The sequence below is a fragment of the Lacicoccus qingdaonensis genome (assembly GCF_900101075.1).
GTDB classification, from domain to species: Bacteria; Bacillota; Bacilli; order Staphylococcales; family Salinicoccaceae; genus Lacicoccus; species Lacicoccus qingdaonensis.
The window spans coordinates 1-25,443 of the sequence record NZ_FNFY01000018.1; the positions used below are offsets into that span (position 1 = coordinate 1).

Genomic DNA, 25,443 nt, shown 5'->3' on the forward strand with positions numbered 1-25,443 from the left:
TTATTTAATAGACTTGGGTACTCCGGGATACCCCTGGATACATGCGACAGGATTCAACCTCGCGTATGAGTATTCATTCATAAACATCAATGGCTGCAGAACCCACTACTACATGGATTCATTTGATGCTTATGGATACAGCTTGTGCGTTTGAAATTCATTCGCATGGCCAGGGGAGCAGTCTTAAAGTGTAGTTCAACTACAAGGGGAGATAGCTCATGCCCATTAGATCCTTTCAAATCTATGGCTTTATTATCCAGGGTTATCCCGGAATATCCAAGTCGAAAGACTGATAAAAAGAAAGACTATAAAACTTACTATACGAGGAGGGGAATGGATATGAAATTACGGGTATTCAGAAATTTGTTGGCACTGTTATTTTTAGCAGTTTTAGCCGGGGTGTATTTTATAAATCCTGATGCAATGAGCTGGACTTTATTTATCTCAGTAATCATCGTCTATACAGTTTTCGAGATGGTGATTAGTTTCATCATAGCCGGAAACAGGTCTGAAGATGATGATTATCGAAATCCGGAAGTTTGATTTAACAGAAAAAAATCGACAGATACCTATAAGTTATTACAAGAAACCAAAAGTCTTGTTTATAATAAACATCGTCAGGGCAGCACATCATGCATGCCCATTTACATGTAATGCTGCGATATAAAGATGAACAACTGTCAGGTAAAGGTATCAGATCACACTTGAAGGATAATAATAACATTAGGAGAGTTAGAGAATGATCCAATCAGTGAATCATGTGACTTACTCAGTTTCAAACCTGGAGAATTCAATTATATTTTATAGAGACATTTTAAAAGGCAGAATTTTAGTCGAAGGTAAAACTTCTGCATATTTCGACATTGGCGGATTGTGGTTAGCTTTAAACGAAGAAAAAGAAATCCCCAGAAAAGAAATCAAGCATTCATACACCCACATGGCTTTCAGCATATCCGATGATGAATTTGATGATTGGTTTCAATGGCTCAAAGAAAATGATGTAAACATTCTTGAAGGAAGAAAGAGAGATGTCCGGGATAAAAAATCCATTTATTTCACAGATCCCGATGGTCATAAACTTGAACTGCACACAGGTACACTTGAAGACAGGTTGAATTATTACAAAGAATCAAAGCCAGAGATGAAATTTTATGTGTGAAAAGAGGAGGTATTTCGGTTGAACATGTGAGATTGACTAAAGATGTTGCTGGAAAACTGAAGCTCTTCATGCAACAAGTGTCATTTTATATGAGGAGATGAGATTTAAAATCCAGGGCATCAAAATAGATTCACTACTGATCGATGATTACTTTTATGATGATTGTTATATGGCTAAAATTCTATAGTCATATACATATTGAGGTGCTGATATGAATTTTTATTTAAGGGACGTAACGTTGACTGATACAAAAGATATACACAGTTATGCTTCATTGGATGAAGTTTCGAAATATCAGGGGTGGGGACCCGACAGTCTGAAAGATACAGAAAATCATGTGAAGATGGTCATGGAAAGCGATGACAATTATTATCATAAAGTCATTGTGGATCAATCATCTGATAAAGTCATCGGTGCGATTGAACTGTCCATCGATAAAGACAATGACAACGGTGAAATCGGTTATATCCTGCATCCCGAATACTGGGGCAGGGGAATTGGTACAAAGGCTGTCCATCTGATACTCGAATACGGATTCAACGAGTTGAAATTGAATAGAATATCGGCAACGACCGATAAGAGGAACACTGGATCTGAAAGAGTGATGCAAAAATCAGGGATGACAAAAGAAGGGCTGCTGCGGGAAAATATCAAACTTAAGGACGGTTACAGGGACACACTTGTTTACAGCATTTTATCCAATGAATACCACGACAGTCTTGAGAAATTCAGATGACCGCTCGAAAATTAGTTTTATAGAGAATAATTGTCATCCGGTATGATAAAATCATATGTAATTGAAAATATAGGTGGAGCAGTGATATAAATGGAATTATTTGATTATCAGACGACGGTGCCGGAGTCATGGCTGGATTATAACGGACATATGAATGATGGCCAGTACAGCCGTACATTCAGTGATGCTGGTCTGGAGTGGCTGACATATCTTGGACTGGGTGAATCGAAGGTGAAAGAATTGTCCTATACAATCTTCACTTTGGAGAATCATATCGTTTATCTTAATGAAGTATTTGCCGGTGAAGATATAACAATCAAGATCAGAATACTGGATCATGATGAAAAGAGAATGCATGTGTTCATGACACTGATGAATCCTAAAGGCGAGAAATGTGCAACATATGAAGTGATGTACATGGGCATGGACACAGAAGCAGGGCGTCCGGGGGCTTTCCCTGAAAAGTTCAGACAGGCTGTAACAGAGTATTATGAATCACAGGAAAATTCCGAACAGCCGGCGGAAATGGGACGTACAATCGGAATCAGAAGAAAATGATATGACAATGTAAGGTGCCGGGATATATGCCCGTCATCTTTTTTAATTACTTTTCAATATATGTTTAAATGTTCAGATTCTGGTTTAGATATATATCGATGGGAGTTTTAATATGAGCGACAGATTTGCACAGGTACTCAGTTTCATAATTGGAATCATTTTCTTCTGGTTTTATGTGGTTATAGCGGGTTCCATATTAAATAATGATGTTTTGAGTTTCCCTTATATAATGCTGACAGTTTATTTCTTTATTTCGATTTTTACATTCCCTGCATTCAGCTTACAATCCGGAGAAAAGACTTCAGGTTGGGAGCCTTTAACTTCCAAATATTCTTTGATATTCGCCTATCTGGTTTCTCCAATATGGTTTCTGGTCGATCTATTAAAAAGTGAAGAGAAAGAGTGAAAATAATGATGAATGATCTGTGGAAAAAGGAACTGCCTGTAGAAAACATTAAAAAGATAACACCTGTCACCGGCGGTGATGTAAATGATGCCTACCTTATAGAAACGGCTGTGGAGCCGTACTTCCTGCTTGTCCAGCCGCGTCGCTCTGAAGATTTCTATGCCGCTGAAATCGCAGGTCTCGATGCAATGAAAAAAGCGGGGATTACTGCGCCCGGAGTAGTTGGTTACGGCCAGATTGAAGGAGATGCCTATCTTCTCCTTGAATATTTGGAAGAAGGGACGGGCAGCCAGAGTGATCTCGGGGAGATGGTTGCCAATATGCATCTTGAACACCAGAAAGATGGTCAATTTGGTTTTCATCTGCCGCATGAGGGCGGTGATTTCAGTTTCGATAACACCTGGACGGACTCATGGAGTGAACTGTTCATCAATGAAAGAATGGATCAGTTTAAAGAGAGACTGGCTGAACAGGGTTTATGGGGTGAAGCAGATCTGGAGGTATACGATAAAGTCCGGAGGATCATGAAGGATAAACTGGATGAGCACGAGAGTGAACCCTCACTGTTACACGGTGACCTGTGGGCAGGTAACTACATGTTTCTCTCAGACGGGAGACCTGCATTATTCGATCCATCTCCATTTTATGGAGATCGTGAGTTTGATCTTGGTGCGACGACGGTATTCGGTGGGTTCACCGATGATTTTTACGATGCTTATGAAAAAACGTACCCTCTCAGTGATGATGCATGGGAAAGGATAAGATTTTATAAGCTTTATCTATTGATGGTGCATTTGATGAAATTCGGCTCCGTTTATGCGCCGAGCGTCAACAGGACAATGGATGAAATCATGAAGACCTAGAAAATTTTTGTGAATGCATCCGGAACTTTTGATTCGAACTTTAAATATTCTTTCGTCGTTGGATGTATGAACCCGATTGTTTGCGCATGCAGGCCGACTCTTTTGATGGGATTGATATGTGAACCGTACTTTTTATCGCCGACAATCGGGTGTTTCAAATCCTGCATATGGACACGGATCTGATTTTTACGGCCCGTTTCCAGGTTCACCTGCAGCAATGACAATTTTGAATTCGATTTTAAAACCTTATAATTGGTGATGGCTTTTTTGCCCTTGTTCGGATTTTTGCTTGAACGGACCATGAGTGCTTTATTTTCCGTGAGCCATGATGTGATGGTGCCGTCTTCTTTTACGGTCCCTTCAACCAGTGCGATATACGAACGTTCCGGCACAGATTCCTGCCACGCATTTTGAAGTTTCTGCTGGATTCTTTTGCTTTTCGCAAATATCATGACACCGGAAGTATCACGGTCCAGCCGGTGGACCACAAAAATCCGACTCTTGGGATGGATATGCTGCATGTAATCCGAAAGCTGACGATATGCAGTCATTTTATTCTCCTTTTCCGAAGCGATGGAGAGGAGGCCGGCTTCCTTTTCAATCACTATGATGTCTTCATCTTCATGCAGGATTTTAACGCCTCTGATTCTTGCATCGTGTTTGGCGGTGCGCTTTTCAATTGAAACACTGTCCCCCGGGGAGAGCGGATCATTGAACTGAGTTGTCGATTCCCCGTTTACAAAAACCTGTCTGCGGCTTAAAATGCCTTTCACTGACTTTTTGCTCCGTTCAGGCATCACTTTAAATAAGAATTTAAGCAATTCTGTTGATTCATCAACAATCCATTCTTCCTCTGGTTCATTGATATTTATTCTTTTTGTCATTCTATACTTCCTCTATTCGATTTAATTTATACACGACACTTCATTGTTTTTACTCAAACTTAGCCTTCCAATACTACTTTGATGCATCTTGGCTGTACACTTTATATTTCTCACAGAGTATTTGCAGAAGGGTTGGAACTTCGACATTTTCAATCATTCGTTTTTTATCAAAGAGGTCTTCGGTCTGAAGTGTACTGATTTTTTAAATCTTTGATACATAACATTGATTACCAGTCCCAGATTATGAAAATCTTTTGATGAGTGTTGCGTCAGTTTTACCTGATACACTACTCCCACCCATCGTTTTCATCAAATTCTATATCATCCAAATTGACACCGGTTGTTTCTTCGACGCTGTAGGTTTTAACATTAGTATCTGCTATGCGTTCTTTGACTACAAGTTCGTCTATTTGGTCATAAAGTACTTCAATTTCCACATTCAACTTTTCAATTTCTTCATTCACTGACTCATATTGTTCCTGCGTTAACATCACACCTGCGACTGAACTACGGTTGAATAAATAAACACCATTGTTAGTTTCATCTGCTTCTTTAAATATGCTCATCGGAGATTATTTTACATCTGAAATACTTCTGTGAGGTACATTAAGAACTTTCATATAGACACCTCCTATTTTAAATATAGTATGTCAATTTTAAGAGTCTTTTAAAAGTTTTTTAAGAGGCGTCTATTCATTTTACCATGAACTTTAAAAATGGTTCCAGATAGTCATCTTTAGTTCTGTTATCATTATCAAAGAATGAATGGACAGAAGCCCTGTCATTGTCGATACTTATGATCTTCCGAAACTCTGGAACTTCATTATTCCCGGTCAAATCATCAACATAGCGCTGATAATTCTTACGCAGTTCCTCCTCTGACATGTTCACTTTAATATGATAAAGAATGACAAGTGAATCATGGATATGAACGTCTTTCATCAATACAGGCTGACAACGTACGACATGCTTTTCTTCGTCAATTGCCAGTTCTTCCTTCGTTTCTCTCAGAACGCTCTTTTCAAGGTCGAAGGTGTCACCGTACAGGTCTTCATTGCTCAGCCCGCCGCCTGCGCATTGAAGTCTTCCCGGAAAAGCAGTATTTGCTCCCATTTCACCGATTATGAATTTTGAGTCGGTGGTTTCGACCAGAGCGGCACTGAAAATGGTCCTGCATCTTTCTGCATCAGATATATGATTTCTTACAGAGTGCAGGTGATGGGCATAATCCGTAGTATTCAAGAGTATTATATACTTATCTTTTTCTTCGGTTACTGATTCTATATCGAACACTTTTCCCCGATAAAATTTGCCATCCTTATTAACATCGGCCCAAAAATTTTCGATTTCATCCTGTCTTGTCTCTGACAGCTGAACAGGTTTATGAGTACATATGACTTCCACTTTTTTACTTAACGGTATAAGCTTGATCATTATCTAGAAGACCTCTTTTCTACGCTATGATACATCCAATTATATCTTACCTCTTTTTAAGTGGTTGGAAAATGATATAATATTATCAATCAGCATGTGAAAAACTACGAGGGGAACAGCGATGAACTTTACAATCAGGGAAATGAACAATGAAGATATAAAACCGATCCAGGCAATAGCACAGAAAAGCTGGAACGCTACATATGAGGGAATAATTCCAGAAGAAATACAGAATAATTTTCTAGCGATGGCTTACAGCGACGAGATGATGCAGCAAAGACTGAAACATTCATTCATGTATGTGGCGGAAATGGAATCTGAGATATACGGTTTTGCGAATTTTACACCAGTCGATGAGAAGGGGCTTTCGGAGTTGAGTGCCATCTACCTCAACCCTGACCATCAAAACAAGGGCATGGGGACAGCTCTTTTGGATAAAGGAATACAAAATATTGAAGGATTGAAAGAAATTCGGCTCGAAGTTGAAAAGGAAAATAAAATCGGTATGCAGTTCTATAAGGCTAAAGGTTTTAAAGTGGTGAAAGAATATGATGAAGATTTCGATGGTCATATTCTTAAAACGGTGATCATGAATTTGGAATTATAAGTATGGAACAGTTGGGTGAAATGAAGCATGCGGTGAGCAAAGAAAAAAAAGAAGGAACGAAATTTAAAAAAGAAAAAGTAGAGGTAATCTGAAATGTCGCAGGAAGATGTAATAAAAAATTCTCAAAACTTGATAACGAAAGAAAGACTGATCAATGATCTAAAATCGATCGGTGTTAAAAAAGGGATGACACTAATCGTGCACTCTTCACTAAGCAGTATCGGTTTTGTCAGCGGTGGTGCCCAGACTGTCATACAGGCGCTTAAGGAAGTGCTGGGAGACAAAGGTGCATTGGTGATGCCGACGCACAGTGCAGATGTCTCCGACCCTGCTGAATGGCACAATCCGTCAGTACCGAAAGAATGGATTGAAGCACTTCAGGAGACGATGCCTGCATTTGAACCGGATAAGACCTCCACATTCCATATGGGGAAAATTGTAGAATGTTTTATGCTTGATGATGATGTCATCCGGAGCAATCATCCGAAAGTGTCATTTGCAGCCTGGGGAAAGGATAATGACGACATCACAAAAGATCATCCGCTCGATCATGGGATGGGGATTGATACGCCGATGCATAAAGTATACAGGAAAAAAGGTCATGTACTTTTGATCGGTGTCGATTACGGTTCCAACAGTTCGATGCATCTTGGGGAACATTTATCCGGACAGCTGGATGAAGTGAAGACAGCGAGTCCAATACTCGAAAATGGCGAACGGGTCTGGAAAACATATGCAGAACTTGATTACGACGAAGAAAAATTCAATGATATCGGAAAACAATTTGAGAAGCATAATGCTGTGAGTGAATGGAATATAGGCCAGGCGGAATCAAAACTGATGTCCCAGCCGGACATCGTGAATTTCACGGTGGACTATTTGAAAACATTATAAATAAAGGCTTGTGATATTAAAAGCCTCATTAAAGCCGATACGATCTAAAGAAAAAGCGACTTCACATTGATTTTTGAATGGAAGTCGCTTTTCATTGAGTAGATTACTTATTTTCAGTTTTCATATAACTGATAAGAGAGGGCGGGTCATGTTCTATGAAATCATGGAAAAATTCATAGGGATATATATCAGTATTATCCACTTCCAGATTAAGATGGGTGAAATTCTGCTTCTTCAGTTCTAACAGAGTGTCATGGAACTCTGCACTCAAAGAATTTTTGGCTTCCTGATTTTTAAAATAACAGTAGCCGACATCCTTAAATGGCTCTTCATTTTCATACATCATCAAATAGGCAATAATTTCATCATTCCGGTCGTATATGATAATGGAGTGTTCAAAATCCAGGTCATCTGTAATGATATCCTTCCACTCTGAAAGGTCCATACGCTTTAATGGATTCATCTCATGGATGGATCGATACACATGTTCAGTGATTTTAAGCAGCGCATCAGTCATTTTAAACTTTCCACTTGTATGTTTTCCTTCAAAATCTTCATTTAAAAATCTTTTAATCAACTGTTGAATATCGACTTCAGGTTCATATGTTTTTCTGAATTCGGTAAAACCATTATCATTGATCAGCCTCTCATAAAATTCATGGTTGCGGTGGATCTGCAAAATTTCATTTGAGCGGGGCAGTACTGATTTAAATTTATCGTACATTTTTATGAGTATTTCAGAATCGATATCTTTATCCAAAATCGCGAAATGCAGATATATGGCATCAGGGTGATAAAGATTTTTCGAATATTACAAGTATGCGGCAATGCCATTTTCCGATTCATAAACTACACCGTAGGCAGATGATGGGTAGTTTTGAAGGATATTATTATCTTGCAGGTAACCTGTGATATTTTCATGTAAACTGATATTCATAGTAAACCCCAACTTTTTTCTTTAATCATGTATCATTATATTAATTATAATACATTTAGTATTTAAAGAAATGAAATTATTTACCTTTTGTTATCGTTTCACATAAAAATTTTATGACGAAGGAGGGTCGCATGATGATTAAGAATATAGTATTCGATATGGGAAATGTACTCATCCGATATGTTCCGGAAGAATTTATCAATCAATTTACCGAACATACTTCAGAGCAGAATGAGCTGTTGGAGCAGATTTTCAAATCACCCAGATGGCTCGAGTTTGACCGGGGAACAATTACGAAGAAACAGCTGGTCATTGAAGCGAATAAGGAACTGCCCGGTGAACTTCACCCACTTGTGTCTGAGATTTTAGAGCGATGACATGAAGAGATGACGGTCAATACCGGGATGGATAAAGTTATTGAAGGGCTGAAGGCAGAGGGCTATAAACTGTATCTTTTATCAAACGCCTCCCAGGACTTTTATATTTTTAAAGAAACGATTCCTGCTCTGAATCATTTTGACGGCTTATTCATTTCATCCGATTGGGAATGTCTTAAACCGGAACCGGTTATTTTTCAAAAGTTCTTTGAACACTTTGATATAAATCCCGAAGAAAGCTTTTTCATTGATGATTTGGCTGACAATATTGAGGCTGCTTCCGATCAGGGGATGGATGGCTATGTGTTCGATGGAAATATCGAATCGCTGCTTTCTGCCTTCAGGAGAAATGATATAAAATATTGAATGACAAATGTACTGATGATAAAGGAGTGTAAAAATGATTATTCGTAAACTTAAACCGGGAGAAAAGGCACCGATGAAACTATTGTCAGAAGCAGATCCTTCCATGAAAATGGTGAAAGAATATGTGGATAGAGGACAGTGTTTTATAGCAGAGAGTCAGCAAGAGATTATTGGTGCATTTGTACTTCTGCCGACGCGACCGGGAACAGTAGAGATTGTGAATATTGCGGTTGTTGAAGAAAGGCGCGGTCGGGGAATCGGTAAATTATTGATAGAAGAAGCGATAAAGATTTCGAGAAAAAGCAAATATAGAACAATAGAAGTCGGCACTGGCAATTCAAGCGCCGGACAATTAGTCCTTTATCAGAAATGTGGTTTTCGTATTACCGGTATAGAATCAGATTTTTTCATCATTCATTATGATGAAGAAATTTATGAAAATGGTATCCAGTGTAAGGATATGATCCGATTGTCCCAGAATTTATAATAATATCATTGATTACTCCATGATGGAGAACGGCAGTTATAAATCGGATTTTTAGCAGACCATTAAGGCGAATATGATTTGTATAGAGGGGGTTGGCAAGATCATATCAGGTATTCTCTTTTAACCCCCGAATCACATTAAATACAATTTCATATCGGAAACTATTCTTTGCCTGAAAGTTTTATCAATGCAACCTGTAAGTACAGAACAAAAACAAGTACCGCTAAGGCCAGTATGATATGGGTTATTATATGTGTATTAAAGAATGCAGGTATGAACATTGCAAAGATAAACAAAAATGTGAGGATTGAACCTTGTCTTTTTGATTTAAGGCTTACATATTGGATCTCTCCACAATATGGACATTTCCTTGATGTATCCAGAGTTTTATACATTTCCGCTTTATCTTTAAAAGTCCATTCTGTCTGACATTCTGTGCAGTATGTCATGCTTATCACTCCATTTTTTTATTTTATTCAATAATTGTTCCGTCTGTCGTGCGAATGGTCAATGGTTCGTTTATATCATAAAGTCCGATCCATATATATGGTGTTTTATCATCAGATCTACCATCGACAATATTTATCGTAATGTCTGTAGAACCCCGGTGATTGATGTTTTCAACTTCTATAGTCTTACCTGCATATGCTTCGCCCAATGTCAGGGCGACCTGTTTATTCCCTTCTGAAATTGTTGAAATTTCATAATAGCTGTCTCCCATATAAGTGTTTTCGCCCTCATCAATGACCCAATAATTTCGGTCTAGATAAAAGGCTGATCCGATTACCGTAAAAAAGATTAAAGGCAGAACGATAAGCATCAACTTGTCACTTTTACCAAATTCTTTTGATTTGCTCAGTCGTGATAATCCTGGTAGAAGCAGGGTGCCGGCAACACCGGCAATCAGAAAGCCGAAAGCGATGAGAACATAGCCGAGACCGTCGAAACCACCAACAATGATAAATCCATATAATGAAATTGCAATGAAAAATAAGAAGGTGATGACAGGTGCAATATAATACTTTTCAAATTTTTTTGACGCAATATAAGTAAATAGAAACACGATGGATCCGAGGAATATTCCGCCAATTATTATCAAGTAAGCCATAGAGATACCCCTTTATATGGTTGCTTCAGTCAAATCAGTGTACTGATTATTGTATATTCCAATTGTAACAAAAGTAATGTGATTTTTCAGATATCTATAATGGTTTCTCCAGGACTCAAAATGTGAAGGTGAATCAATGAAATTAAGGAAAGAAGGTTGATATAAGAGTCTTTTTAAGATCTTATTTAAATGCTTTCATGTTATAATGGTTGAAACTACCATTACAGGAAGATGAGGTGTTCTGTTTGTTAAGATTATTGATGTTAATACCAAATCCATCACAGAGGCCAAAAAAGATTTCTCCAAAATAATAAAAGATGCTGTTGAAACAGGAGAACCGACTTTTATTTTTAATCATAATAAGCCCGAGGCTGTCATTCTCAGTAACGAAGTGTATGAAAAATTAGTTAAAGGTTATAATGACTTAGAAGAAAAAGCATTTTATAGTCATTTGAATGAACGCGCTAATGAAGGGCCGAAGGAACTTATACCATCTGAAGATATTGTAAAATCAAATCAGGAGTATAACCCATTCTCCGATTTATCTGATGATGAATTATTTGACTGATGGTAAATGTTGTATATTGGAAAGAGGCAGTAAAAGATTATAAGAAGCTGGACGGTATGCTGAGACAATGGGTAGATGCTGCCGAAGAACGAAGGAAAGATCATTTATAAATTGTATAAAGAAATAATTTTGCCTCTTGCCATTCGGACCAGAGGCTTTTAAATAGACGAACTATCTAATTACCATAGACTACTTAAAAAGTTCTCTGTATAAAAAGGTCGGTTATCCTCATCGAAAGCGACTCCGACACCGAGTTCTCTGAAGCTGTTGTGCAGTATATTTTGACGGTGGCCTTCTGAATTCATCAGTCCGTGATGGGCATATATACTGCTGAACTGTGCTGCCGCAAGGTTTTCACCAGCGGTGGAGTAGGATATGTCATCTTCATTCATCCTGTCAAAAGGGGACTGGCCGTCGAGGTTTGTATGATCAAAATATTGATTCTCAGCCATATCCGCACTGTGTTTTCTCGCAGTTTCACTGACTGCTTCATGCCACTCCAAGGGCTCGAGATCATGCTTGATGCGCGCTGCATTGGTGAGGTCGAACAATTGATATTCAAGGCCTTCTCTTAATGATTCACTGGCTTGTGTGTAGATTTCATTTTTTTCAGCTGCCAGAGTTTCATCGATGATCTGTATTGCCGTCACGGAGTTCTCCTGGTGCACATCATAAAATATCGTCGTCTGGTTTCCGTCTGTCTGATAGACATCGTATTCGTCCTGATTGCTGACCTGATAATTGAAGGCACCGCTCTGAATGATTTCATCCGGTTCCCCGAGTGTTTCATGCGCGGAGTTTTTTGAAGTGCCCAAAGTCAGATCAGACTGTGACGATAATATATCCTGGTTGGTGTATAAGCCGCGTACCGTTGCCTCATCATCGTAAGCCACCATCATGAAGTTGTGATAGTTTTCGTGGTATGCAGACCAGTTCACACCGTATTCATTTTCACTGACTCGTTCCGGTTCTCCGTACATTTCATCCACTGATTCTTTCGTGTCACCAATTTCCACATTACCAACTGAAAACTGTTGCTCTTCCGGTGCAGAAAGTTCAAGCGGTTCTACAGATTCCTGGTTAGTATCAGAGTCTGTAAAGGAGGAAAAGAACGAGGTAATCTGGTCTCTTAACGCGGTGAAATCAAAGTCGATATTTTCAATTGAATCGCCTGCAGTATCTCTGACTGAATCCAATGACTCAGAGACATTGTCAGGCATGATATCACTGGTGGCATCTTCCCAGTATGGTTTGGCCCAGACAATCACAGCTATAATTATCAATAAGAAAAATAATCGTTTGAACATATCTTTTCCTCCTTTCATATGGATAATGCATATATGATAATTTAAATCGGAAATAAAAAGCAACTCTTACGAGCTGCTCTGGTTGATTAATGCTTAACTAAATTTTTACATGGACTGTCAAAAGACCGTTCATTTGGATTAAAGCCAGGGTAAACTTTCTGCTCTAAGAATTACATTCATTATACTACGTTTTTAGTATAACCACACTTTTGGGATATCGATGGTATGTAAGATTAATCCAAACACTGTTTTCCGATTTTGTTTTTAAAAGCCAAATTAGTTCACTCTAAATTCCAACCATACAGTTTTTCTACTGATTTTTTTCCGCCATATTCTACGGACCTGACGCCTATAGACTCACTGCCAAGTTTTTCATAAAATATTTGAGCTGTATTGGCTTTAAAAACGGATAATATCATTTTTTTATAACCTTGTGCTCGTAAAGATTCTTGAGCTGTTGTGAATAATTTTCTTCCGATGCCGCTGCCCTTATTGTGGGGAAGTACGTGAATCGCATGTAATTCTGAATCATATTCAGGATGAGATTGTAATCTGTTGCTGCCGCATCCGACAAAACCGACAACCTTCTCATCGACGATTGCTACAAACAATGTGTTTTCATCCAAGGATTTCCTGATGCCAATTGAAATTTTATATGGATCCATTTGATTTAAATAATCTTCAGGAACGACATCTTTAAAATTCACCTGCCAACTGTGGACAAGTATTTTTGCGATTGCTTCAGCATCATCTACATTAGCTTTTCTAATCATATTACACCTCCCTAATGTAAGTTTGATCGGTAAATATTACTGATCCCTGCCAAGTTTTTGACCATGTTTTATATTCATAACTCTCCCTAAATTGAATATATTATTTTCTTCATTTTACCCAATTCCTTTAACAAGTTAAATAGGACGGATGACATGTGTCCTCACAACAATTAAAAGGAATATTGTATAGTATAATTTAAAGGGGTTAACAAGTATGGGATTTTGGCTAATGTTATTTTCATTTATTATTGGGATAGTGTTCAGCATGATTGGGGTTGCAAGAAGAAAAGAGAACAGTTTTTATTATGCAGCCTTTTTTATCGGAATCTTTCTTTTGGCCTTTGCCATATACCTGGCATGGCCAAAATGATTTATAAGTATTACAAATTGTGTATGCTTCAAGTTTATACAGCCATCTGTCATAAGTACGAATTTTTAATCCTCGAGGACCAGAATCAACTAAACAGATGAAGCAGATTGAGGAAGGAATTTCGGAAAATAGAAAAGCAGTACTCTAATTAAAATCCAAGGAGACATGTGATGACGAAGAAAACCGCAGGTTATATGATCATTATCTCAACAGCAGTTTTAATAACGGTTTCACTGGTCTATATGATTGTGACGCATGAAGGAATGATACAGACCAGTGCGGATTTTGAGAATGAAACTCCAATCTGGCAACTCTGGATGCTTGCAATTATTCCCTTTGCCTTATCACTGTTTCTGGGTAATAGAGATTCTATCCGGCCTTTATATAACGAAGTGCCTAAATCAACATGGTCACTAGTTACTTTAGCTGTGATATTAATTGCAGTAATGGTTTTGACACCTGAAGCCTATGTATTTTCGTTATTCTATATTTACAAATTGATACTGCTCTTTATCATCCCGCTGATTATTATGAGGAAGGATACTGTTAAAGCAGTGCTATCTGTTAAAAAGGCATGTCAATGGAAAGCACCGCTAGTAGTAGTTGCAGTATGGCTTATGCTCTTCATATTCAGCCCTATGTCTGAAGGAAGTACTTATGAGATAGACTTTCTTACACTTCTTATCGGTGCCATTGTCTCTTTGTTTCTTAATGCTGTAGTGGAAGAACTCTTTTACAGAAAGTGGCTGCAGACAAGACTTGAAACAGCTTTTGGTATCTGGCCTGCAATTTGTGTCAGTGCAGTATTATGGGCACTGTGGCATGTGGGCATTCAGGGCTCAGGTGATGTGTTTGATAAGACAGCACATTCACTGGTTCAACATGGAATGATTGGACTGTTTTTAGGATATTTCTGGGCAAAATACCGTAATATCTGGCTCCTGATATTCATGCACGGCCTGATGAATTTTCCTATGAGGCTGATTACGATGTGGTTTGAGTAATTGTTTAATCAAATGCTGATATAACTTAGTGAAAAAAGAGCTTTCCAAATGGAGAACTCTGTTGATTTATAAGTAATACAACTCTTCGTATCAGTCTACGATGCGGTTTTTTGATTAGTTAGAATGGTGATTTTAGAACCTTTCTTTCACCTTAACCCACGAGCCCCTCACTGTATTATATCTTCATATGCAATTCCACACCTAACACTGTATTTTGAAGGGAACCAAGCTAAAATTGAAATATTTGAGAACAGAACAATATTATTGCAATACTTTGATGATTATTTTCCTCGCGAAAATGCTGCGTAAAAACACAATACTGCAAGTCCTACTTTTCCTTCATCTGTTTCAAGCTTTTCTTCTATAATAAATAACCGTTCAGAAAATCGCTTGAAACGTTCAGTGATTTCAACAGGTACATTGAACGAATTAATTTTCACTATATTTTCAATTTCTAATTCTCCAAATAAAACATCTGAATTGGTTTCATACCTGTCGCCATTCACTTCAATAATCACATGAAATTTGAATAACGACTTGAAGAAATTTTGTCTGATTGTACCTATTTTATGTCCAGATTCGTTGAGTATAAATATTTTCTTATTAAAAAAACCTCGAACATCCAGTGTCATTAAATGACCATTTTCACTTTCAATATAATGTTTGAATGGGAGAAAGTTGATTAATGGTTCCAGATATTTTAACCAAGATTGACCGGGAAAAAGTCTGCCAACCATATTTCCGTATTCATTATAAATAATCAGCTGATTGATGGCATGTACCTCAGGATGTATAAGAAATCTTTTGAATGGCATAATATCCGTATACTCTGTTACATTTTCCGAGTCATCCGAATTTTTGGTTCCATATGCTTTATAAAACAACAAACCAGAGATGCCAAAGAGAACTGCAGCAAACAAAAATTGAAATATGATTTCTTGCAGTGGCTCTCCTCGATTCCACATGAACACTGTTATACTTAAAATTAAAAGTGCCAATAATGAAATCCCAAGTGCACTTAGTAGAAATTGTCTTGAAATCATCTATTTAACACCTCTTCATACTGATCCTTCCCATTTATACTGTTTATTTTAAAAATCCTTGTTTTTATAAATACTGTAAGTGAGGACCCATGAACCAAAATATATGACGAGAACAGATAATAACAATGCAGAAAAGAGTAAAGCATTGCTGACGGAGCTGTTTAGGAACAGATTGCCCAATTCAATCATCTGCTCTGAAAAAGTACTCAATAATCCAACGCTCAGCACAAATGCAACAATGATGATTGTTGCTATGTTGCCTTGCTTGAATATTTGGAACAGCGGATAGGTGAAAGCAGCAATAATGAGAAAGAATGATATACCTATCACAATGTCTAAAAGTGAAAACGACTTATTAAATAGTACAAGTATCAGACTGACCAGTATCACAGATACGAACGTATATACCAAAGTGCCGAGGTAACGATATAATGTGATTTCCAATCGAGTATATGGAAGTGAATTCAACAATTTGTCTGAATTTACCTGTTCATCATACGCCAATGCATTGTATGGTATATACAATGCAGCTAGAGTATATATCAGAGAAGGGGATGATAATGAATATACAAAAATTAAAATGAAAGGAATATACAGCCAGAGTAACCTTTTCTGTAATATCAGATCTCTTCTCAATAGATAAATCACATTAATCAGCTCCATTCAAAAAATACATTATTTCTTCCAAAGAAATGTTATCTATCGACACTTCATCACCAAATACCTCATAAATGACTTTGGGATTCTGCGTCATCGCTTCAAAATACTCACCTTTATAATTTATATAGTCAAATTCATCTTCAGTATCTCTGTCAATCAGTGAACGATCACCTTTGACCAATGCAAATTCATTTTGTAATGAATTGATTGAATGGTTGAATATGATTTCCCCATCTTTAATAAAGACAATATAATCAGCAATTTTTTCAAGGTCCGAAGTTATATGTGTAGAAAAGAATATGGTTTTATTTTCATTCATCATTATTTCCTGAAGTATATTCAGGAGTTCCTTTCTGAAAACAGGATCAAGACCGGCTGTGGGCTCATCCATGATAAGCAGTTCAGGATTGTGAGACAGGGCAAGCACAAGAGAAGCTTTCATACGCATGCCTTTTGAAAAATATTTTATCGGCTGATTCAACGGTAAATCAAATGTTTCGATATAATGCTGAAATGCTTTCTTGTCCCAATTTTTATATGCCGGTGCAACGATTTTGTGTAAATCTCTTAAATTCAAGCCCTCATAGTATATATTGTCATCGTACACAAACCCTATTTTCTGTTTTATGTCTTTTTCATCATTATTATGGTTCATCTCGAATATATTTACCTCACCTGAATCCGGTTTGACCAGATTCATGATCATTTTTATCGTAGTTGATTTTCCTGAACCATTCGCTCCGACAAAGCCTGTGATATACCCTTTGTTGATGTTTAAATCAATATTTTTGATAGAGAATCCGGAATATTCCTTGCTTATATTTTCGAATTCGATGACTTTATCCATTGTACTCACTCCCTATAAAAAATTTTTAGCATTTCCTGCAATTCTTCCAAACTGATACCGATTTCCTTGCTGTTTGAAACCACGGCCTGAAGCTGTTCTTCGACAGCCTGCATTTTCTTCTCCTTGATCAGTGCGATATTATTTTCTGAAACGAAAGAACCCTTGCCGACGATTGAATAAATGAAACTTTCTTTTTCTAGTTCGTCATAAGCTCTTTTGACAGTGATGACACTGACACCAAGATCGTGTGCGAGTTTTCTCATCGAAGGCAGATTTTCACCATCTTTTAACTCATCTGACAAAATAAAAGATTTGATCTGCTCGTAAATTTGGTTGTAAAAAGGTTCTTTGGAGCTGTTTGATAATAGGATTCTCATACATATGACCTCAGTAAATTTCACTTTTTATTATATTGTTACCATACATTATATACAATGATAACATTTATTTCAATAAAATTTTAAGGTTCCATCTTTTCTTACCTCAATGTTATTTATATAAGCCCGCATCAATAAGCATCTTATACGAGGAGTTTTACAATTTAAAAACTATAAAACAAACAAGTAAACCGCATTGCAGAGAGATAGTAATCGTATCAGTCTGCAATGCGGTTTATTTATGGTAATTCTCATTCCTCAATATTTTATTCACCTGATTCACAATATCCATAAGCAATTCTCCCGCTTCCACATCCCGGCTGAGTCGCACGCTCTGTCCGCTCCACAAATGTAAAATATCACTTTTGCCTTCTGCTGCAGCTTTGCTTCTGATTTTCTTGGTCATCTGATTTTGAAACGGATAGGGGAGTATGTCTTCCTGGTGCCAGTCCATTTCATCTATAAACCGGTTGCGGATGCCTCTTGCATATTTGCCGCTGAATGATCTGGTCAGCACTGTATCCGCTTCTGTGCTGTTTAAAATCGCTTCTTTATGAATTTTCGGCGCCGCACTTTCTTTCGTCGTTAAAAATGCCGTGCCCATCTGTGCCGCATCGGCACCGAGTTTTAAGCCGGCATACAGCCCTCGGCCGTCCATGATGCCGCCCGCTGCAATGACTGGAATGGTTACTTTATCTTTAATCTGAGGTACAAGCGACATCGTACCGACAGAAGATCTGAGTGCCGTTTGTACGAATGACCCCCTGTGTCCGCCGGCTTCAAATCCCTGTGCGACGACCATATCCATGCCTGCCTGTTCATTCAATATGGCTTCGTCGACAGTGGTGGCGCAGCCGATAAGTGTGACACCGGCTTTTTTCAGCTTCTTGACCGTAACAGGGTCAGGAATGCCAAAAGTAAAACTGCAGATTTTAATATTCTCATCGATTATGATCTGGACAAGCTGGTCGAACGTATCGTCTTTATCTATCGTCGGCATATCCGGCTCGATATTGAATTCTTCATAGTAGGGGGTGAGTATCTCTTTCATACGGTCGATCTGTGTACTGGTCACTTCATTATATTCCGGTACGAACAGGTTCACTGAGAACGGCTGATCGGTGATTGCTTTTGTATTTCTAATATCTTCAGCCAGTTTCTCCGGACTGTAATACCCGGCACCGATACTGCCGAGTCCGCCGCCGTTTGATACCGCTGAAACAAGTTCGGGTGTCGTTGACCCTGCCATTGGCGCCTGGATGATCGGATACTGGATTTTAAGCTGCCTGGTCACTTCTGTATGATTCCACATATTTGCCACCTCATTTCATTATTCTATCCATGTAATACTTCACTTTTATCTTATCATTTTACTTGTGTTTTGAAAGCGATATTAATATTTCGAAAATAGAAATAGTTATGCTAAAATATAATTGAATATATAACAAAGGAGAATTGTAATGGATAAACAACTAACACTTATGAAAAGTCTGACTGATGCACATGGTATTTCAGGTTTTGAATATGATGTAAAGAACCTCATGAAAGAATACCTTGAGCCTGTCAGTGATGAAATCATCACGGACAACCTGGGCAGTATTTACGGTAAGCGTCAGGCAAAAAATGGTGACAAAACGATCCTTATCGGCGGCCACCTGGATGAGATCGGCTTCATGGTCACTGAAATTGATGACAACGGCTTCCTAAAATTCACGCCGATCGGCGGCTGGTGGAACCAGGTCATGCTGTCACAGCGCATGAATGTCATTACGGACGACGGTATCTTGACGGGTGTCATCGGCTCGAAACCGCCGCATGCACTCACGCCGGATGAGCGTAAAAAACCGGTAGAAATCAAGAACATGTTCATCGATATCGGTGTCTCTGATAAAGAGGAAGCTGAAAAAGCGGGTGTCAAAATCGGCGATCAGATTACACCGCATATGGAATTCACCGAGATGGCGAACAAAAATTATCTTCTTGCCAAAGCATGGGACAACCGTATGGGCTGTGTCGTCGCGGTCGACGTCCTGCAGAACCTTGAAGGTGAAGACCTCGGCGTCAACGTGGTCAGCGGTGCAACGGTCCAGGAGGAAGTCGGCCTTCGCGGTGCGAAAACGTCGGCGAATACGGTCAAGCCGGACCTCGCAATCTCCGTCGATGTCGGTATCGCATGGGATACACCGGGCATGAAGCCGGAAAACGGCAAAGGCAAACTCGGTGATGGACCGCTCGTCGTACTGATGGATGCATCCAATATCGGACATGTCGGCTTCCGCCGTCATATTCAGAAAGTTGCAGAAGAAAACGGCATTCCTTTCCAGTTCCAGGCAGTCCCTGGCGGCGGTACGGACTCAGGCGGCTTCCATGTTGCCAATGAAGGTGTCCCTTCAGTAAACATCGGCGTGCCTCTCCGCTATATGCATTCGAACGTATCCATCCTCCACAAGGAAGATGTGAACAATGCGGTGAAACTGATCACCGAGATTGTCAAATCACTGGATGATGACACAGTGGAGAATATCATTTGGTAAAAGAAGTCATCACTTCAAAAGATAATACCCGCATTAAAAATCTCCGTAAGCTGCATAAGAAGAAAGAACGCAGCAAAACCGGCATGTTTTTAATCGACGGCGAGCATCTGGTGGAAGAAGCGATGAAGTTCAACCAGCAAATCCACTATATCATTGCTGAAGAGAACTATACGTTTTCTTTTGATGTGTCGAATTTTGAAGTGATCTATGTGACCGGGCCGGTACTGAAGACTTTATCCCAGCTTGAAATCCCCCAGGGAGTGATGGCGGCTGTGACCTACATGCCGCCGGAAGTTTCCGGCAATAAAGTGCTCGTCCTTGACGATGTCCAGGACCCGGGCAATCTCGGCACTCTGATCCGCACGGCGGATGCTTTCGGATTCGGTCGTCTCGTCATGTCTCGTGAAACGGTGGATCCATTCAGTGACAAGGTGCTAAGAAGCGCCCAGGGCAGCACATTCCATATTCAGCTGGAAGTAACTGATATCCACCCCGTCATTGAGAATTTCGAAGGGTTGTCCATCGGCACGAGTCTGAAGGATGAGGAATATCTGGAAGATATCCCGCAGGCGGATGAAATGCTTGTAGTTCTTGGGAACGAAGGACGGGGCGTGAGCGAATCTGCGCTCGACAATGTGGACCGGACGGTTAAAATTCATATGCCGGGCGATTCAGAAAGTCTGAACGTTGCCATTGCCGGCGGTATACTGATGCATCATTTCAAATAGGAATAACTCAGTGAGTCCTGTGATTATCATCTGATCGCAGGGCTTTTCATTTATATGCCGTTAAAATCATTAAAAAGTGCGGAGTCAGGGTAAACAGTTATTAAAGACAGAATCATTCATTATTATCATTAGGAGGAATCATGATGGAATTGAAAAAATATTTACTTGCCGGCGGTCTGGCTTCAGTTTTAGTACTTGGTGCATGCGGAAGTGATGAACCGGATGTTGGTGAAGATGCTTCAGAGACAGATCATGGTACAAGTGATGAGGATGAAGCGGATACTCCAGTCGGTGAAGAAGGCCAGGATACCGGTCAGGGCAATGAAATCGGCGAAGGTATAAATGAGGACGAAGAAGAAGAATCAGGCGGTGAAGAAGAAGAGGAGGAAGAAGAGGAATCTGGTGACGAGGAAGAGGAAGAAGAAGAGAGTGAAGAGTAATTCACTTGAGATCATTCCCGGAACTTGATTTTTTAATTTTTTAACTTATAATTATCTGTATCGATATAAAACTTGCTTCACACGAAGCCGGACATAAATGATTCCATGAATTGCCTCAGGGAGCCGGGTACACGACTGAAATACTTGGCGGTAATGGGAATCAGGTTCACCTGGCGGATGAAGTATGGGTAAATCCCTTATCTTTTGAAGTGTCTGTGTTTATAATGCAGAAATCTAGGTGGTACCGCGGAAATCCGTCCTTATTAAGTTAAGGATGGATTTTTTTATTTTAAAGGAGTGAAAAAATGGATACATCCGGAATGTCTCAAATTTTAGAAGAATTTAAAGCATCACTGGAAACTGTTGAAGATTCAAGAAGTCTGCAGGATTTAAAAGTCCAGTATCTCGGTAAGAAGGGTAAAGTCACCGGTCTGATGAAAGAGATGAAGAACTTATCGAAAGAGGAACGTCCTGAGTACGGACAGAAGGTCAATGAACTGCGTGAGAGCATCGATTCAATGATCAACGAGAAAAGTGAGGCGCTAGAAGCGGCTGCACTGGAAGAAAGGCTGGCGAATGAAACGCTTGATGTCACACTGCCCGGCCGTAAGTTCAACATCGGTTCACAGCATCCGATTTCAAGGATCATCGAAGATATCGAAGATTTCTTCCTCGGTCTCGGTTATGAAATCCAGGAAGGCTATGAAGTCGAAACGGACTATTACAACTTCGAGGCGCTGAATCTGCCGAAATCCCATCCGGCACGTGATATGCAGGATTCGTTCTACATATCTGAAGAGATCTTACTGAGAACACATACATCTCCGGTGCAGGCACGTGTACTGGAAGAACGTGAGGGTAAGGAAGCGGTCAAAATCATCTGTCCGGGCAAAGTTTACAGACGTGACAGTGATGATGCGACACACAGCCACCAGTTCACTCAAATTGAAGGACTGGTCATCGACAAGAATATTCATATGAGTGACCTGAAAGGGACGCTTGAGCTGTTTGCGAAGGAAATTTTCGGTTCAGAGCGTGAAATCAGGCTGCGCCCGAGTTTCTTCCCGTTCACAGAGCCGAGTGTCGAAGTGGATATTTCCTGCTTCAAATGTAAGGGCAAGGGATGTAACGTCTGTAAAAATTCTGGCTGGATCGAAATTCTGGGTGCCGGCATGGTACATCCGAATGTACTTGAAATGGCCGGCTACGATTCCAGGGAATACAGCGGCTTTGCATTCGGTATGGGTCCCGACCGTGTGGCGATGCTGAAATACGGCATCGAGGATATCCGTCACCTGTATACGAACGACTTGAGATTCATCAATCAATTTAAACAAACTGAAGACGGAGGCGAAAGAAATGAGAGTCTCTAAAGAATGGCTGAATGACTTTATTGAAATAAAAACCGATATCAACGAGCTGTCGGAGAAAATTACGCGCGGCGGCATCGAAGTGGATGACATCATCGACTATACAGCTGACATCAAGAAGCTTGTGGTCGGCTATGTTGAAGAAGTGTCACAGCATCCGAATGCGGACAAGCTGAATATCTGCCGCGTCAACACGGGCGAGGAAGTGAAGCAGATCGTCTGCGGTGCTGAAAACGTCAGGGCGGATACGTATGTCATCGTCTGCCAGGTCGGCGGACGTCTGCCGGGCGGCATTAAGATCAAAAAGGCGAAACTGCGCGGTGAAGTGTCGGAAGGCATGATCTGTTCGCTTGATGAGATCGGCATACCGGGTGAATACGTACCGAAGGAATACCAGGACGGCATATTCATCTTCCAGGATGAGCAGGAAGCGGGTGCGGACGCTCTGCCGGCAGTCTATCTCGACGATCAGGTGATGGAATTCGACCTGACTCCGAACAGAAAAGATGCATTGTCGATGATTGGTGCAGCCTATGAGACGAAAGCATTGTTCGGCGGTGCAGTGAAGCGGCCGGATGTTGGCTTTGTCGAAGTGGATGACCCGGTGGATGTAACTGTCGTGAACGCGGACAGTGAAGCGGTGCCTTACTACAGTCTCCGTGTCGTCAAAGATGTGAAGATCGGGCCGGCGCCGACATGGATGCAAATCCGGCTGATCAAAGCGGGCATCCGTCCGATCAATAACGTCGTGGATATTTCAAACTACGTATTACTGGAATACGGTCAGCCGCTCCATATGTTCGACTACGATCAGATCGGTTCAAGTGAAATCGTTACAAGGTTCGCCGAAGAAGGCGAGAAGATGACGACGCTTGATGACAAAGAGAGAAGCCTGAAATCATCGGACGTCGTCATTACAAACGGCAAAGAGCCGATTGCGCTTGCCGGCGTCATGGGCGGCGACTTTTCCGAGGTGACGGATGAGACGAAAAATGTTGTCATTGAATCTGCCGCCTTCAACCCGGTATCGATAAGAAAGACAAGCGGCAGACTGAACTTGAGGAGTGAAGCGAGCAGCCGATTTGAAAAAGGCGTGTCACATGAGTTTGTACTGCCCGCACTGGAAAGGGCGGCCTACCTGCTTGAGAAGTATGCTGGCGGTAAAGTGTCTTCAGGCTATAATGCCGACGGCGAACTGGACACAAGCGGTTCCGTAATAAAAACTTCACGGGATTTCATCAACAACAGACTGGGGATGACACTTGAAACTGCTGAGATTGAAGAGACATTGTCGAAACTTGGTCTTGAAACAACAGTGAACGAAGACGAGCTTGAAATCAACATCCCATCAAGAAGGGATGATCTGCAGATCGCTGAAGACATCACTGAAGAGGTGGCACGTATATACGGCTATGATGCACTGCCGACGTCACTACCGAGATTTGAAAATATCACGCCGGGAAAGCTGACTGACGAGCAGAGCAAACTCAGGATCATCCGCCATCAGCTGGAAGCACTCGGGTTGTCACAGTCGATCAACTATGCGCTGACAAGTAAAGAGAAGGCGGCTCAGTTCACAGACCGCACAGAAGGACTGAAATTGCTGATGCCGATGAGTGAAGACAGAGCGGTTTTAAGAAACAGTCTCATCCCGCATCTGGTGGACAATGTCGTCTATAACAACAGCCGTCAGCAAAAAGACGTGCAGCTGTTTGAAGTGGGCAGGATCTTTATTTCCAAAGGTCAGGATACACAGCCGGATGAAGTCGAAAAGCTCGGTGGAATCATAACGGGACAGATGAACCGTACAGACTGGCTCGGATCTCATGTGCCTGCGGATTTCTATGCAGCCAAAGGCATCTTGGACAGTGTATTTGAAAAGCTGGGTATTTTGGATAACATCAATTATATACCTGTTGAAGGCTATCCTGAAATGCATCCCGGCCGCACGGCGGAGATTGCGCTCGGAGAAAGCAGAGTCGGATTCGTCGGGGAGCTTCATCCGAAGTATGAGAAGGACCACGATCTGAATCAGACAGTCGTCTTCGAAGTCAATCTCGATGAGCTGCTTGATGTGAAGCTCGGCAGCATCGAATATGAAGTGCTGCCTAAGTATCCTTCCATCTCAAGAGACATCGCCCTTGTCGCAGGAAGAGATGTGCCGGTCAGCACACTCGTTGATATTATCGAAGGTGCTGCGAAGAAGTATCTCGTTGATGTGTATGTATTTGATGTGTATGACGGTGAGCATATAGAAGATGATAAGAAATCTGTCGCAATACGCCTGACTTACCTGAATAAGGAAGAGACGCTGACAGATGAAGCGGTTGAAGACATTCATCAGCCGGTACTTGAAGCATTGAAAGTAGAAGGATTTGTGCTGAGAGGTTAAGATAATGAGAGACCCGTTGGAATCGTTGTGATTTCAGCGGGTTTTTTTTGAATTTGTATGGGATGACGGGGTACTGGGAATCGAGTGCGTGACACGAAATACAGTTTATGAGGGAGATCGTGTCAAAAAGGTTGTGAAAATGACACGAGAACCGGGTTTTGACAGAGTTCATGTCATTTCCGACTTCAAAATGACACGTATCACTGAAATGAAG

General features: G+C 40.3%; 32 protein-coding genes. 18 read left to right on the plus strand and 14 right to left on the minus strand.

From position 1 onward, the window contains the following. Positions 1-165: 165 nt before the first annotated feature. The 6 genes from BLR15_RS09665 (at position 166) to BLR15_RS09695 (ending at position 3,722) form a co-directional block, all read left to right on the plus strand. Positions 166-543 carry a hypothetical protein gene (locus BLR15_RS09665; RefSeq protein WP_176754123.1) on the plus strand — a complete coding sequence of 126 codons (378 nt, stop codon included), beginning with the start codon at positions 166-168 and terminating at the stop codon, positions 541-543. 196 nt (positions 544-739) lie between these two features. Beyond that, the gene (gene fosB, locus BLR15_RS09675; RefSeq protein ID WP_092986991.1) at positions 740-1,159 is read left to right on the plus strand and encodes a FosB/FosD family fosfomycin resistance bacillithiol transferase; all 420 of its coding nucleotides are present in this window, start codon (positions 740-742) and stop codon (positions 1,157-1,159) included. Between the two features lie 211 nt (positions 1,160-1,370). Further along, the gene (locus BLR15_RS09680) at positions 1,371-1,895 is read left to right on the plus strand and encodes a GNAT family N-acetyltransferase (protein WP_092986993.1); all 525 of its coding nucleotides are present in this window, start codon (positions 1,371-1,373) and stop codon (positions 1,893-1,895) included. A 90-nt stretch (positions 1,896-1,985) separates the two neighbouring features. After that, positions 1,986-2,453, plus strand: a complete 468-nt coding sequence (locus BLR15_RS09685; protein ID WP_245696728.1) for a thioesterase family protein — start codon at positions 1,986-1,988, stop codon at positions 2,451-2,453. Between the two features lie 112 nt (positions 2,454-2,565). After that, entirely contained in the window at positions 2,566-2,859 is a 294-nt protein-coding gene (locus BLR15_RS09690) for a hypothetical protein (protein WP_092986995.1), read from the plus strand. A gap of 8 nt (positions 2,860-2,867) precedes the next feature. Continuing rightward, entirely contained in the window at positions 2,868-3,722 is an 855-nt protein-coding gene (locus BLR15_RS09695) for a fructosamine kinase family protein (protein ID WP_092987074.1), read from the plus strand. Here the strand turns inward: BLR15_RS09695 and BLR15_RS09700 are convergent. The 3 genes from BLR15_RS09700 to BLR15_RS09710 all read right to left on the minus strand — a co-directional run bounded on the left by BLR15_RS09700 (position 3,719) and on the right by BLR15_RS09710 (position 6,040). Further along, positions 3,719-4,606 (minus strand): RluA family pseudouridine synthase, encoded by an 888-nt coding sequence (locus BLR15_RS09700; RefSeq protein ID WP_092986997.1) that lies wholly within the window; start codon positions 4,604-4,606, stop codon positions 3,719-3,721. The two genes, BLR15_RS09695 and BLR15_RS09700, sit on opposite strands and share 4 nt — an antisense overlap. A 287-nt stretch (positions 4,607-4,893) precedes the next feature. Then, the gene (locus BLR15_RS09705; protein WP_245696731.1) at positions 4,894-5,172 is read right to left on the minus strand and encodes a hypothetical protein; all 279 of its coding nucleotides are present in this window, start codon (positions 5,170-5,172) and stop codon (positions 4,894-4,896) included. Between the two features lie 127 nt (positions 5,173-5,299). After that, positions 5,300-6,040 carry a hypothetical protein gene (locus tag BLR15_RS09710; protein ID WP_092986999.1) on the minus strand — a complete coding sequence of 247 codons (741 nt, stop codon included), beginning with the start codon at positions 6,038-6,040 and terminating at the stop codon, positions 5,300-5,302. A gap of 121 nt (positions 6,041-6,161) precedes the next feature. On the opposite strand from BLR15_RS09710, the gene BLR15_RS09715 reads away from it, so the two are divergent. After that, positions 6,162-6,647 (plus strand): GNAT family N-acetyltransferase, encoded by a 486-nt coding sequence (locus BLR15_RS09715; protein WP_092987001.1) that lies wholly within the window; start codon positions 6,162-6,164, stop codon positions 6,645-6,647. Between the two features lie 93 nt (positions 6,648-6,740). Beyond that, complete coding sequence (locus tag BLR15_RS09720) at positions 6,741-7,541, plus strand: AAC(3) family N-acetyltransferase (RefSeq protein ID WP_092987003.1); 801 nt, start codon at positions 6,741-6,743, stop codon at positions 7,539-7,541. Positions 7,542-7,644: 103 nt separating this feature from the next. Here BLR15_RS09720 and BLR15_RS09725 read toward each other — a convergent pair whose 3' ends face one another. Together BLR15_RS09725 and BLR15_RS14405 are read right to left on the minus strand one after the other, a co-directional pair. Further along, the gene (locus BLR15_RS09725) at positions 7,645-8,301 is read right to left on the minus strand and encodes a hypothetical protein (RefSeq protein ID WP_092987005.1); all 657 of its coding nucleotides are present in this window, start codon (positions 8,299-8,301) and stop codon (positions 7,645-7,647) included. A 51-nt stretch (positions 8,302-8,352) separates the two neighbouring features. Continuing rightward, positions 8,353-8,478, minus strand: coding sequence for a hypothetical protein (locus BLR15_RS14405; RefSeq protein WP_281182379.1), 126 nt, complete (start codon positions 8,476-8,478; stop codon positions 8,353-8,355). A gap of 134 nt (positions 8,479-8,612) precedes the next feature. Here BLR15_RS14405 and BLR15_RS09730 point away from each other — a divergent pair, with 134 nt between their 5' ends. The 3 genes from BLR15_RS09730 to BLR15_RS09740 are packed head-to-tail and all read left to right on the plus strand — an operon-like array spanning position 8,613 to position 9,708. Beyond that, complete coding sequence (locus tag BLR15_RS09730; RefSeq protein ID WP_092987007.1) at positions 8,613-8,855, plus strand: HAD family hydrolase; 243 nt, start codon at positions 8,613-8,615, stop codon at positions 8,853-8,855. A 9-nt stretch (positions 8,856-8,864) separates the two neighbouring features. After that, positions 8,865-9,221: an HAD-IA family hydrolase gene (locus tag BLR15_RS09735; RefSeq protein WP_092987009.1), complete on the plus strand. Its 357-nt coding sequence runs from the start codon at positions 8,865-8,867 to the stop codon at positions 9,219-9,221. Between the two features lie 34 nt (positions 9,222-9,255). Then, on the plus strand, positions 9,256-9,708 hold the full coding sequence (locus tag BLR15_RS09740) for a GNAT family N-acetyltransferase (protein WP_092987011.1): 453 nt from the start codon (positions 9,256-9,258) through the stop codon (positions 9,706-9,708). 161 nt (positions 9,709-9,869) lie between these two features. Here the strand turns inward: BLR15_RS09740 and BLR15_RS09745 are convergent, their stop codons facing one another. Then, complete coding sequence (locus BLR15_RS09745) at positions 9,870-10,157, minus strand: TIGR04104 family putative zinc finger protein (RefSeq protein WP_092987013.1); 288 nt, start codon at positions 10,155-10,157, stop codon at positions 9,870-9,872. 23 nt (positions 10,158-10,180) lie between these two features. Then, positions 10,181-10,816, minus strand: coding sequence for a hypothetical protein (locus tag BLR15_RS09750; RefSeq protein ID WP_092987015.1), 636 nt, complete (start codon positions 10,814-10,816; stop codon positions 10,181-10,183). A gap of 277 nt (positions 10,817-11,093) precedes the next feature. Here BLR15_RS09750 and BLR15_RS14410 point away from each other — a divergent pair, with 277 nt between their 5' ends. Continuing rightward, on the plus strand, positions 11,094-11,384 hold the full coding sequence (locus BLR15_RS14410) for a type II toxin-antitoxin system Phd/YefM family antitoxin (protein WP_281182383.1): 291 nt from the start codon (positions 11,094-11,096) through the stop codon (positions 11,382-11,384). A 179-nt stretch (positions 11,385-11,563) separates the two neighbouring features. On the opposite strand, the gene BLR15_RS09760 is transcribed toward BLR15_RS14410, so the two are convergent. Both BLR15_RS09760 and BLR15_RS09765 read right to left on the minus strand, forming a co-directional pair. Then, the gene (locus BLR15_RS09760) at positions 11,564-12,691 is read right to left on the minus strand and encodes a CAP domain-containing protein (RefSeq protein ID WP_092987019.1); all 1,128 of its coding nucleotides are present in this window, start codon (positions 12,689-12,691) and stop codon (positions 11,564-11,566) included. A gap of 281 nt (positions 12,692-12,972) precedes the next feature. Then, a complete protein-coding gene (locus BLR15_RS09765; RefSeq protein ID WP_092987021.1) occupies positions 12,973-13,464 on the minus strand; it encodes a GNAT family N-acetyltransferase in 492 nt (163 codons plus the stop codon). Positions 13,465-14,004: 540 nt separating this feature from the next. Between BLR15_RS09765 and BLR15_RS09770 the strand changes: the two genes are divergently transcribed. Then, positions 14,005-14,838: a CPBP family intramembrane glutamic endopeptidase gene (locus BLR15_RS09770; RefSeq protein WP_092987023.1), complete on the plus strand. Its 834-nt coding sequence runs from the start codon at positions 14,005-14,007 to the stop codon at positions 14,836-14,838. A gap of 281 nt (positions 14,839-15,119) precedes the next feature. Here BLR15_RS09770 and BLR15_RS09775 read toward each other — a convergent pair whose 3' ends face one another. From BLR15_RS09775 to BLR15_RS09795, 5 genes are all read right to left on the minus strand, one after another. Then, positions 15,120-15,881 (minus strand): hypothetical protein, encoded by a 762-nt coding sequence (locus BLR15_RS09775; RefSeq protein ID WP_046514575.1) that lies wholly within the window; start codon positions 15,879-15,881, stop codon positions 15,120-15,122. A 48-nt stretch (positions 15,882-15,929) separates the two neighbouring features. Further along, positions 15,930-16,529 carry an ABC-2 transporter permease gene (locus tag BLR15_RS09780; RefSeq protein WP_176754125.1) on the minus strand — a complete coding sequence of 200 codons (600 nt, stop codon included), beginning with the start codon at positions 16,527-16,529 and terminating at the stop codon, positions 15,930-15,932. Between the two features lies 1 nt (position 16,530). Continuing rightward, positions 16,531-17,388, minus strand: a complete 858-nt coding sequence (locus BLR15_RS09785; RefSeq protein ID WP_046514582.1) for an ABC transporter ATP-binding protein — start codon at positions 17,386-17,388, stop codon at positions 16,531-16,533. Positions 17,389-17,393: 5 nt separating this feature from the next. Continuing rightward, entirely contained in the window at positions 17,394-17,765 is a 372-nt protein-coding gene (locus BLR15_RS09790; protein ID WP_046514585.1) for a GntR family transcriptional regulator, read from the minus strand. 235 nt (positions 17,766-18,000) lie between these two features. Next, positions 18,001-19,077, minus strand: coding sequence for an NAD(P)H-dependent flavin oxidoreductase (locus tag BLR15_RS09795; protein WP_092987027.1), 1,077 nt, complete (start codon positions 19,075-19,077; stop codon positions 18,001-18,003). A gap of 148 nt (positions 19,078-19,225) precedes the next feature. Here BLR15_RS09795 and BLR15_RS09800 point away from each other — a divergent pair, with 148 nt between their 5' ends. The 5 genes from BLR15_RS09800 (at position 19,226) to pheT (ending at position 25,229) form a co-directional block, all read left to right on the plus strand. After that, complete coding sequence (locus tag BLR15_RS09800; RefSeq protein ID WP_092987029.1) at positions 19,226-20,299, plus strand: M42 family metallopeptidase; 1,074 nt, start codon at positions 19,226-19,228, stop codon at positions 20,297-20,299. Continuing rightward, complete coding sequence (locus tag BLR15_RS09805; RefSeq protein WP_092987031.1) at positions 20,293-21,027, plus strand: TrmH family RNA methyltransferase; 735 nt, start codon at positions 20,293-20,295, stop codon at positions 21,025-21,027. Before BLR15_RS09800 ends, BLR15_RS09805 begins: the two co-directional genes overlap by 7 nt. 143 nt (positions 21,028-21,170) lie before the next feature. Beyond that, complete coding sequence (locus BLR15_RS09810; RefSeq protein WP_092987033.1) at positions 21,171-21,467, plus strand: hypothetical protein; 297 nt, start codon at positions 21,171-21,173, stop codon at positions 21,465-21,467. Between the two features lie 320 nt (positions 21,468-21,787). After that, entirely contained in the window at positions 21,788-22,840 is a 1,053-nt protein-coding gene (gene pheS / locus BLR15_RS09815) for a phenylalanine--tRNA ligase subunit alpha (protein ID WP_143003959.1), read from the plus strand. After that, positions 22,827-25,229 carry a phenylalanine--tRNA ligase subunit beta gene (gene pheT / locus BLR15_RS09820; RefSeq protein ID WP_092987037.1) on the plus strand — a complete coding sequence of 801 codons (2,403 nt, stop codon included), beginning with the start codon at positions 22,827-22,829 and terminating at the stop codon, positions 25,227-25,229. Before pheS ends, pheT begins: the two co-directional genes overlap by 14 nt. The last annotated feature ends 214 nt before the right edge of the window (positions 25,230-25,443 follow it).

Excerpts from the sequence above, each read along its gene's own strand:
- BLR15_RS09665 (WP_176754123.1), top strand. The coding sequence starts at position 166 with ATGGCCAGGGGAGCAGTCTTAAAGTGTAGTTCAACTACAAGGGGAGAT.
- fosB (WP_092986991.1), top strand. The coding sequence starts at position 740 with ATGATCCAATCAGTGAATCATGTGACTTACTCAGTTTCAAACCTGGAG.
- BLR15_RS09680 (WP_092986993.1), top strand. The coding sequence starts at position 1,371 with ATGAATTTTTATTTAAGGGACGTAACGTTGACTGATACAAAAGATATA.
- BLR15_RS09685 (WP_245696728.1), top strand. The coding sequence starts at position 1,986 with ATGGAATTATTTGATTATCAGACGACGGTGCCGGAGTCATGGCTGGAT.
- BLR15_RS09690 (WP_092986995.1), top strand. The coding sequence starts at position 2,566 with ATGAGCGACAGATTTGCACAGGTACTCAGTTTCATAATTGGAATCATT.
- BLR15_RS09695 (WP_092987074.1), top strand. The coding sequence starts at position 2,868 with ATGAATGATCTGTGGAAAAAGGAACTGCCTGTAGAAAACATTAAAAAG.
- BLR15_RS09700 (WP_092986997.1), bottom strand. The coding sequence starts at position 4,606 with ATGACAAAAAGAATAAATATCAATGAACCAGAGGAAGAATGGATTGTT.
- BLR15_RS09705 (WP_245696731.1), bottom strand. The coding sequence starts at position 5,172 with ATGAGCATATTTAAAGAAGCAGATGAAACTAACAATGGTGTTTATTTA.
- BLR15_RS09710 (WP_092986999.1), bottom strand. The coding sequence starts at position 6,040 with ATGATCAAGCTTATACCGTTAAGTAAAAAAGTGGAAGTCATATGTACT.
- BLR15_RS09715 (WP_092987001.1), top strand. The coding sequence starts at position 6,162 with ATGAACTTTACAATCAGGGAAATGAACAATGAAGATATAAAACCGATC.
- BLR15_RS09720 (WP_092987003.1), top strand. The coding sequence starts at position 6,741 with ATGTCGCAGGAAGATGTAATAAAAAATTCTCAAAACTTGATAACGAAA.
- BLR15_RS14405 (WP_281182379.1), bottom strand. The coding sequence starts at position 8,478 with ATGAATATCAGTTTACATGAAAATATCACAGGTTACCTGCAAGATAAT.
- BLR15_RS09730 (WP_092987007.1), top strand. The coding sequence starts at position 8,613 with ATGATTAAGAATATAGTATTCGATATGGGAAATGTACTCATCCGATAT.
- BLR15_RS09735 (WP_092987009.1), top strand. The coding sequence starts at position 8,865 with ATGACGGTCAATACCGGGATGGATAAAGTTATTGAAGGGCTGAAGGCA.
- BLR15_RS09740 (WP_092987011.1), top strand. The coding sequence starts at position 9,256 with ATGATTATTCGTAAACTTAAACCGGGAGAAAAGGCACCGATGAAACTA.
- BLR15_RS09745 (WP_092987013.1), bottom strand. The coding sequence starts at position 10,157 with ATGACATACTGCACAGAATGTCAGACAGAATGGACTTTTAAAGATAAA.
- BLR15_RS09750 (WP_092987015.1), bottom strand. The coding sequence starts at position 10,816 with ATGGCTTACTTGATAATAATTGGCGGAATATTCCTCGGATCCATCGTG.
- BLR15_RS09760 (WP_092987019.1), bottom strand. The coding sequence starts at position 12,691 with ATGTTCAAACGATTATTTTTCTTATTGATAATTATAGCTGTGATTGTC.
- BLR15_RS09765 (WP_092987021.1), bottom strand. The coding sequence starts at position 13,464 with ATGATTAGAAAAGCTAATGTAGATGATGCTGAAGCAATCGCAAAAATA.
- BLR15_RS09770 (WP_092987023.1), top strand. The coding sequence starts at position 14,005 with ATGACGAAGAAAACCGCAGGTTATATGATCATTATCTCAACAGCAGTT.
- BLR15_RS09775 (WP_046514575.1), bottom strand. The coding sequence starts at position 15,881 with ATGATTTCAAGACAATTTCTACTAAGTGCACTTGGGATTTCATTATTG.
- BLR15_RS09785 (WP_046514582.1), bottom strand. The coding sequence starts at position 17,388 with ATGGATAAAGTCATCGAATTCGAAAATATAAGCAAGGAATATTCCGGA.
- BLR15_RS09790 (WP_046514585.1), bottom strand. The coding sequence starts at position 17,765 with ATGAGAATCCTATTATCAAACAGCTCCAAAGAACCTTTTTACAACCAA.
- BLR15_RS09795 (WP_092987027.1), bottom strand. The coding sequence starts at position 19,077 with ATGTGGAATCATACAGAAGTGACCAGGCAGCTTAAAATCCAGTATCCG.
- BLR15_RS09800 (WP_092987029.1), top strand. The coding sequence starts at position 19,226 with ATGGATAAACAACTAACACTTATGAAAAGTCTGACTGATGCACATGGT.
- BLR15_RS09810 (WP_092987033.1), top strand. The coding sequence starts at position 21,171 with ATGGAATTGAAAAAATATTTACTTGCCGGCGGTCTGGCTTCAGTTTTA.
- pheS (WP_143003959.1), top strand. The coding sequence starts at position 21,788 with ATGTCTCAAATTTTAGAAGAATTTAAAGCATCACTGGAAACTGTTGAA.
- pheT (WP_092987037.1), top strand. The coding sequence starts at position 22,827 with ATGAGAGTCTCTAAAGAATGGCTGAATGACTTTATTGAAATAAAAACC.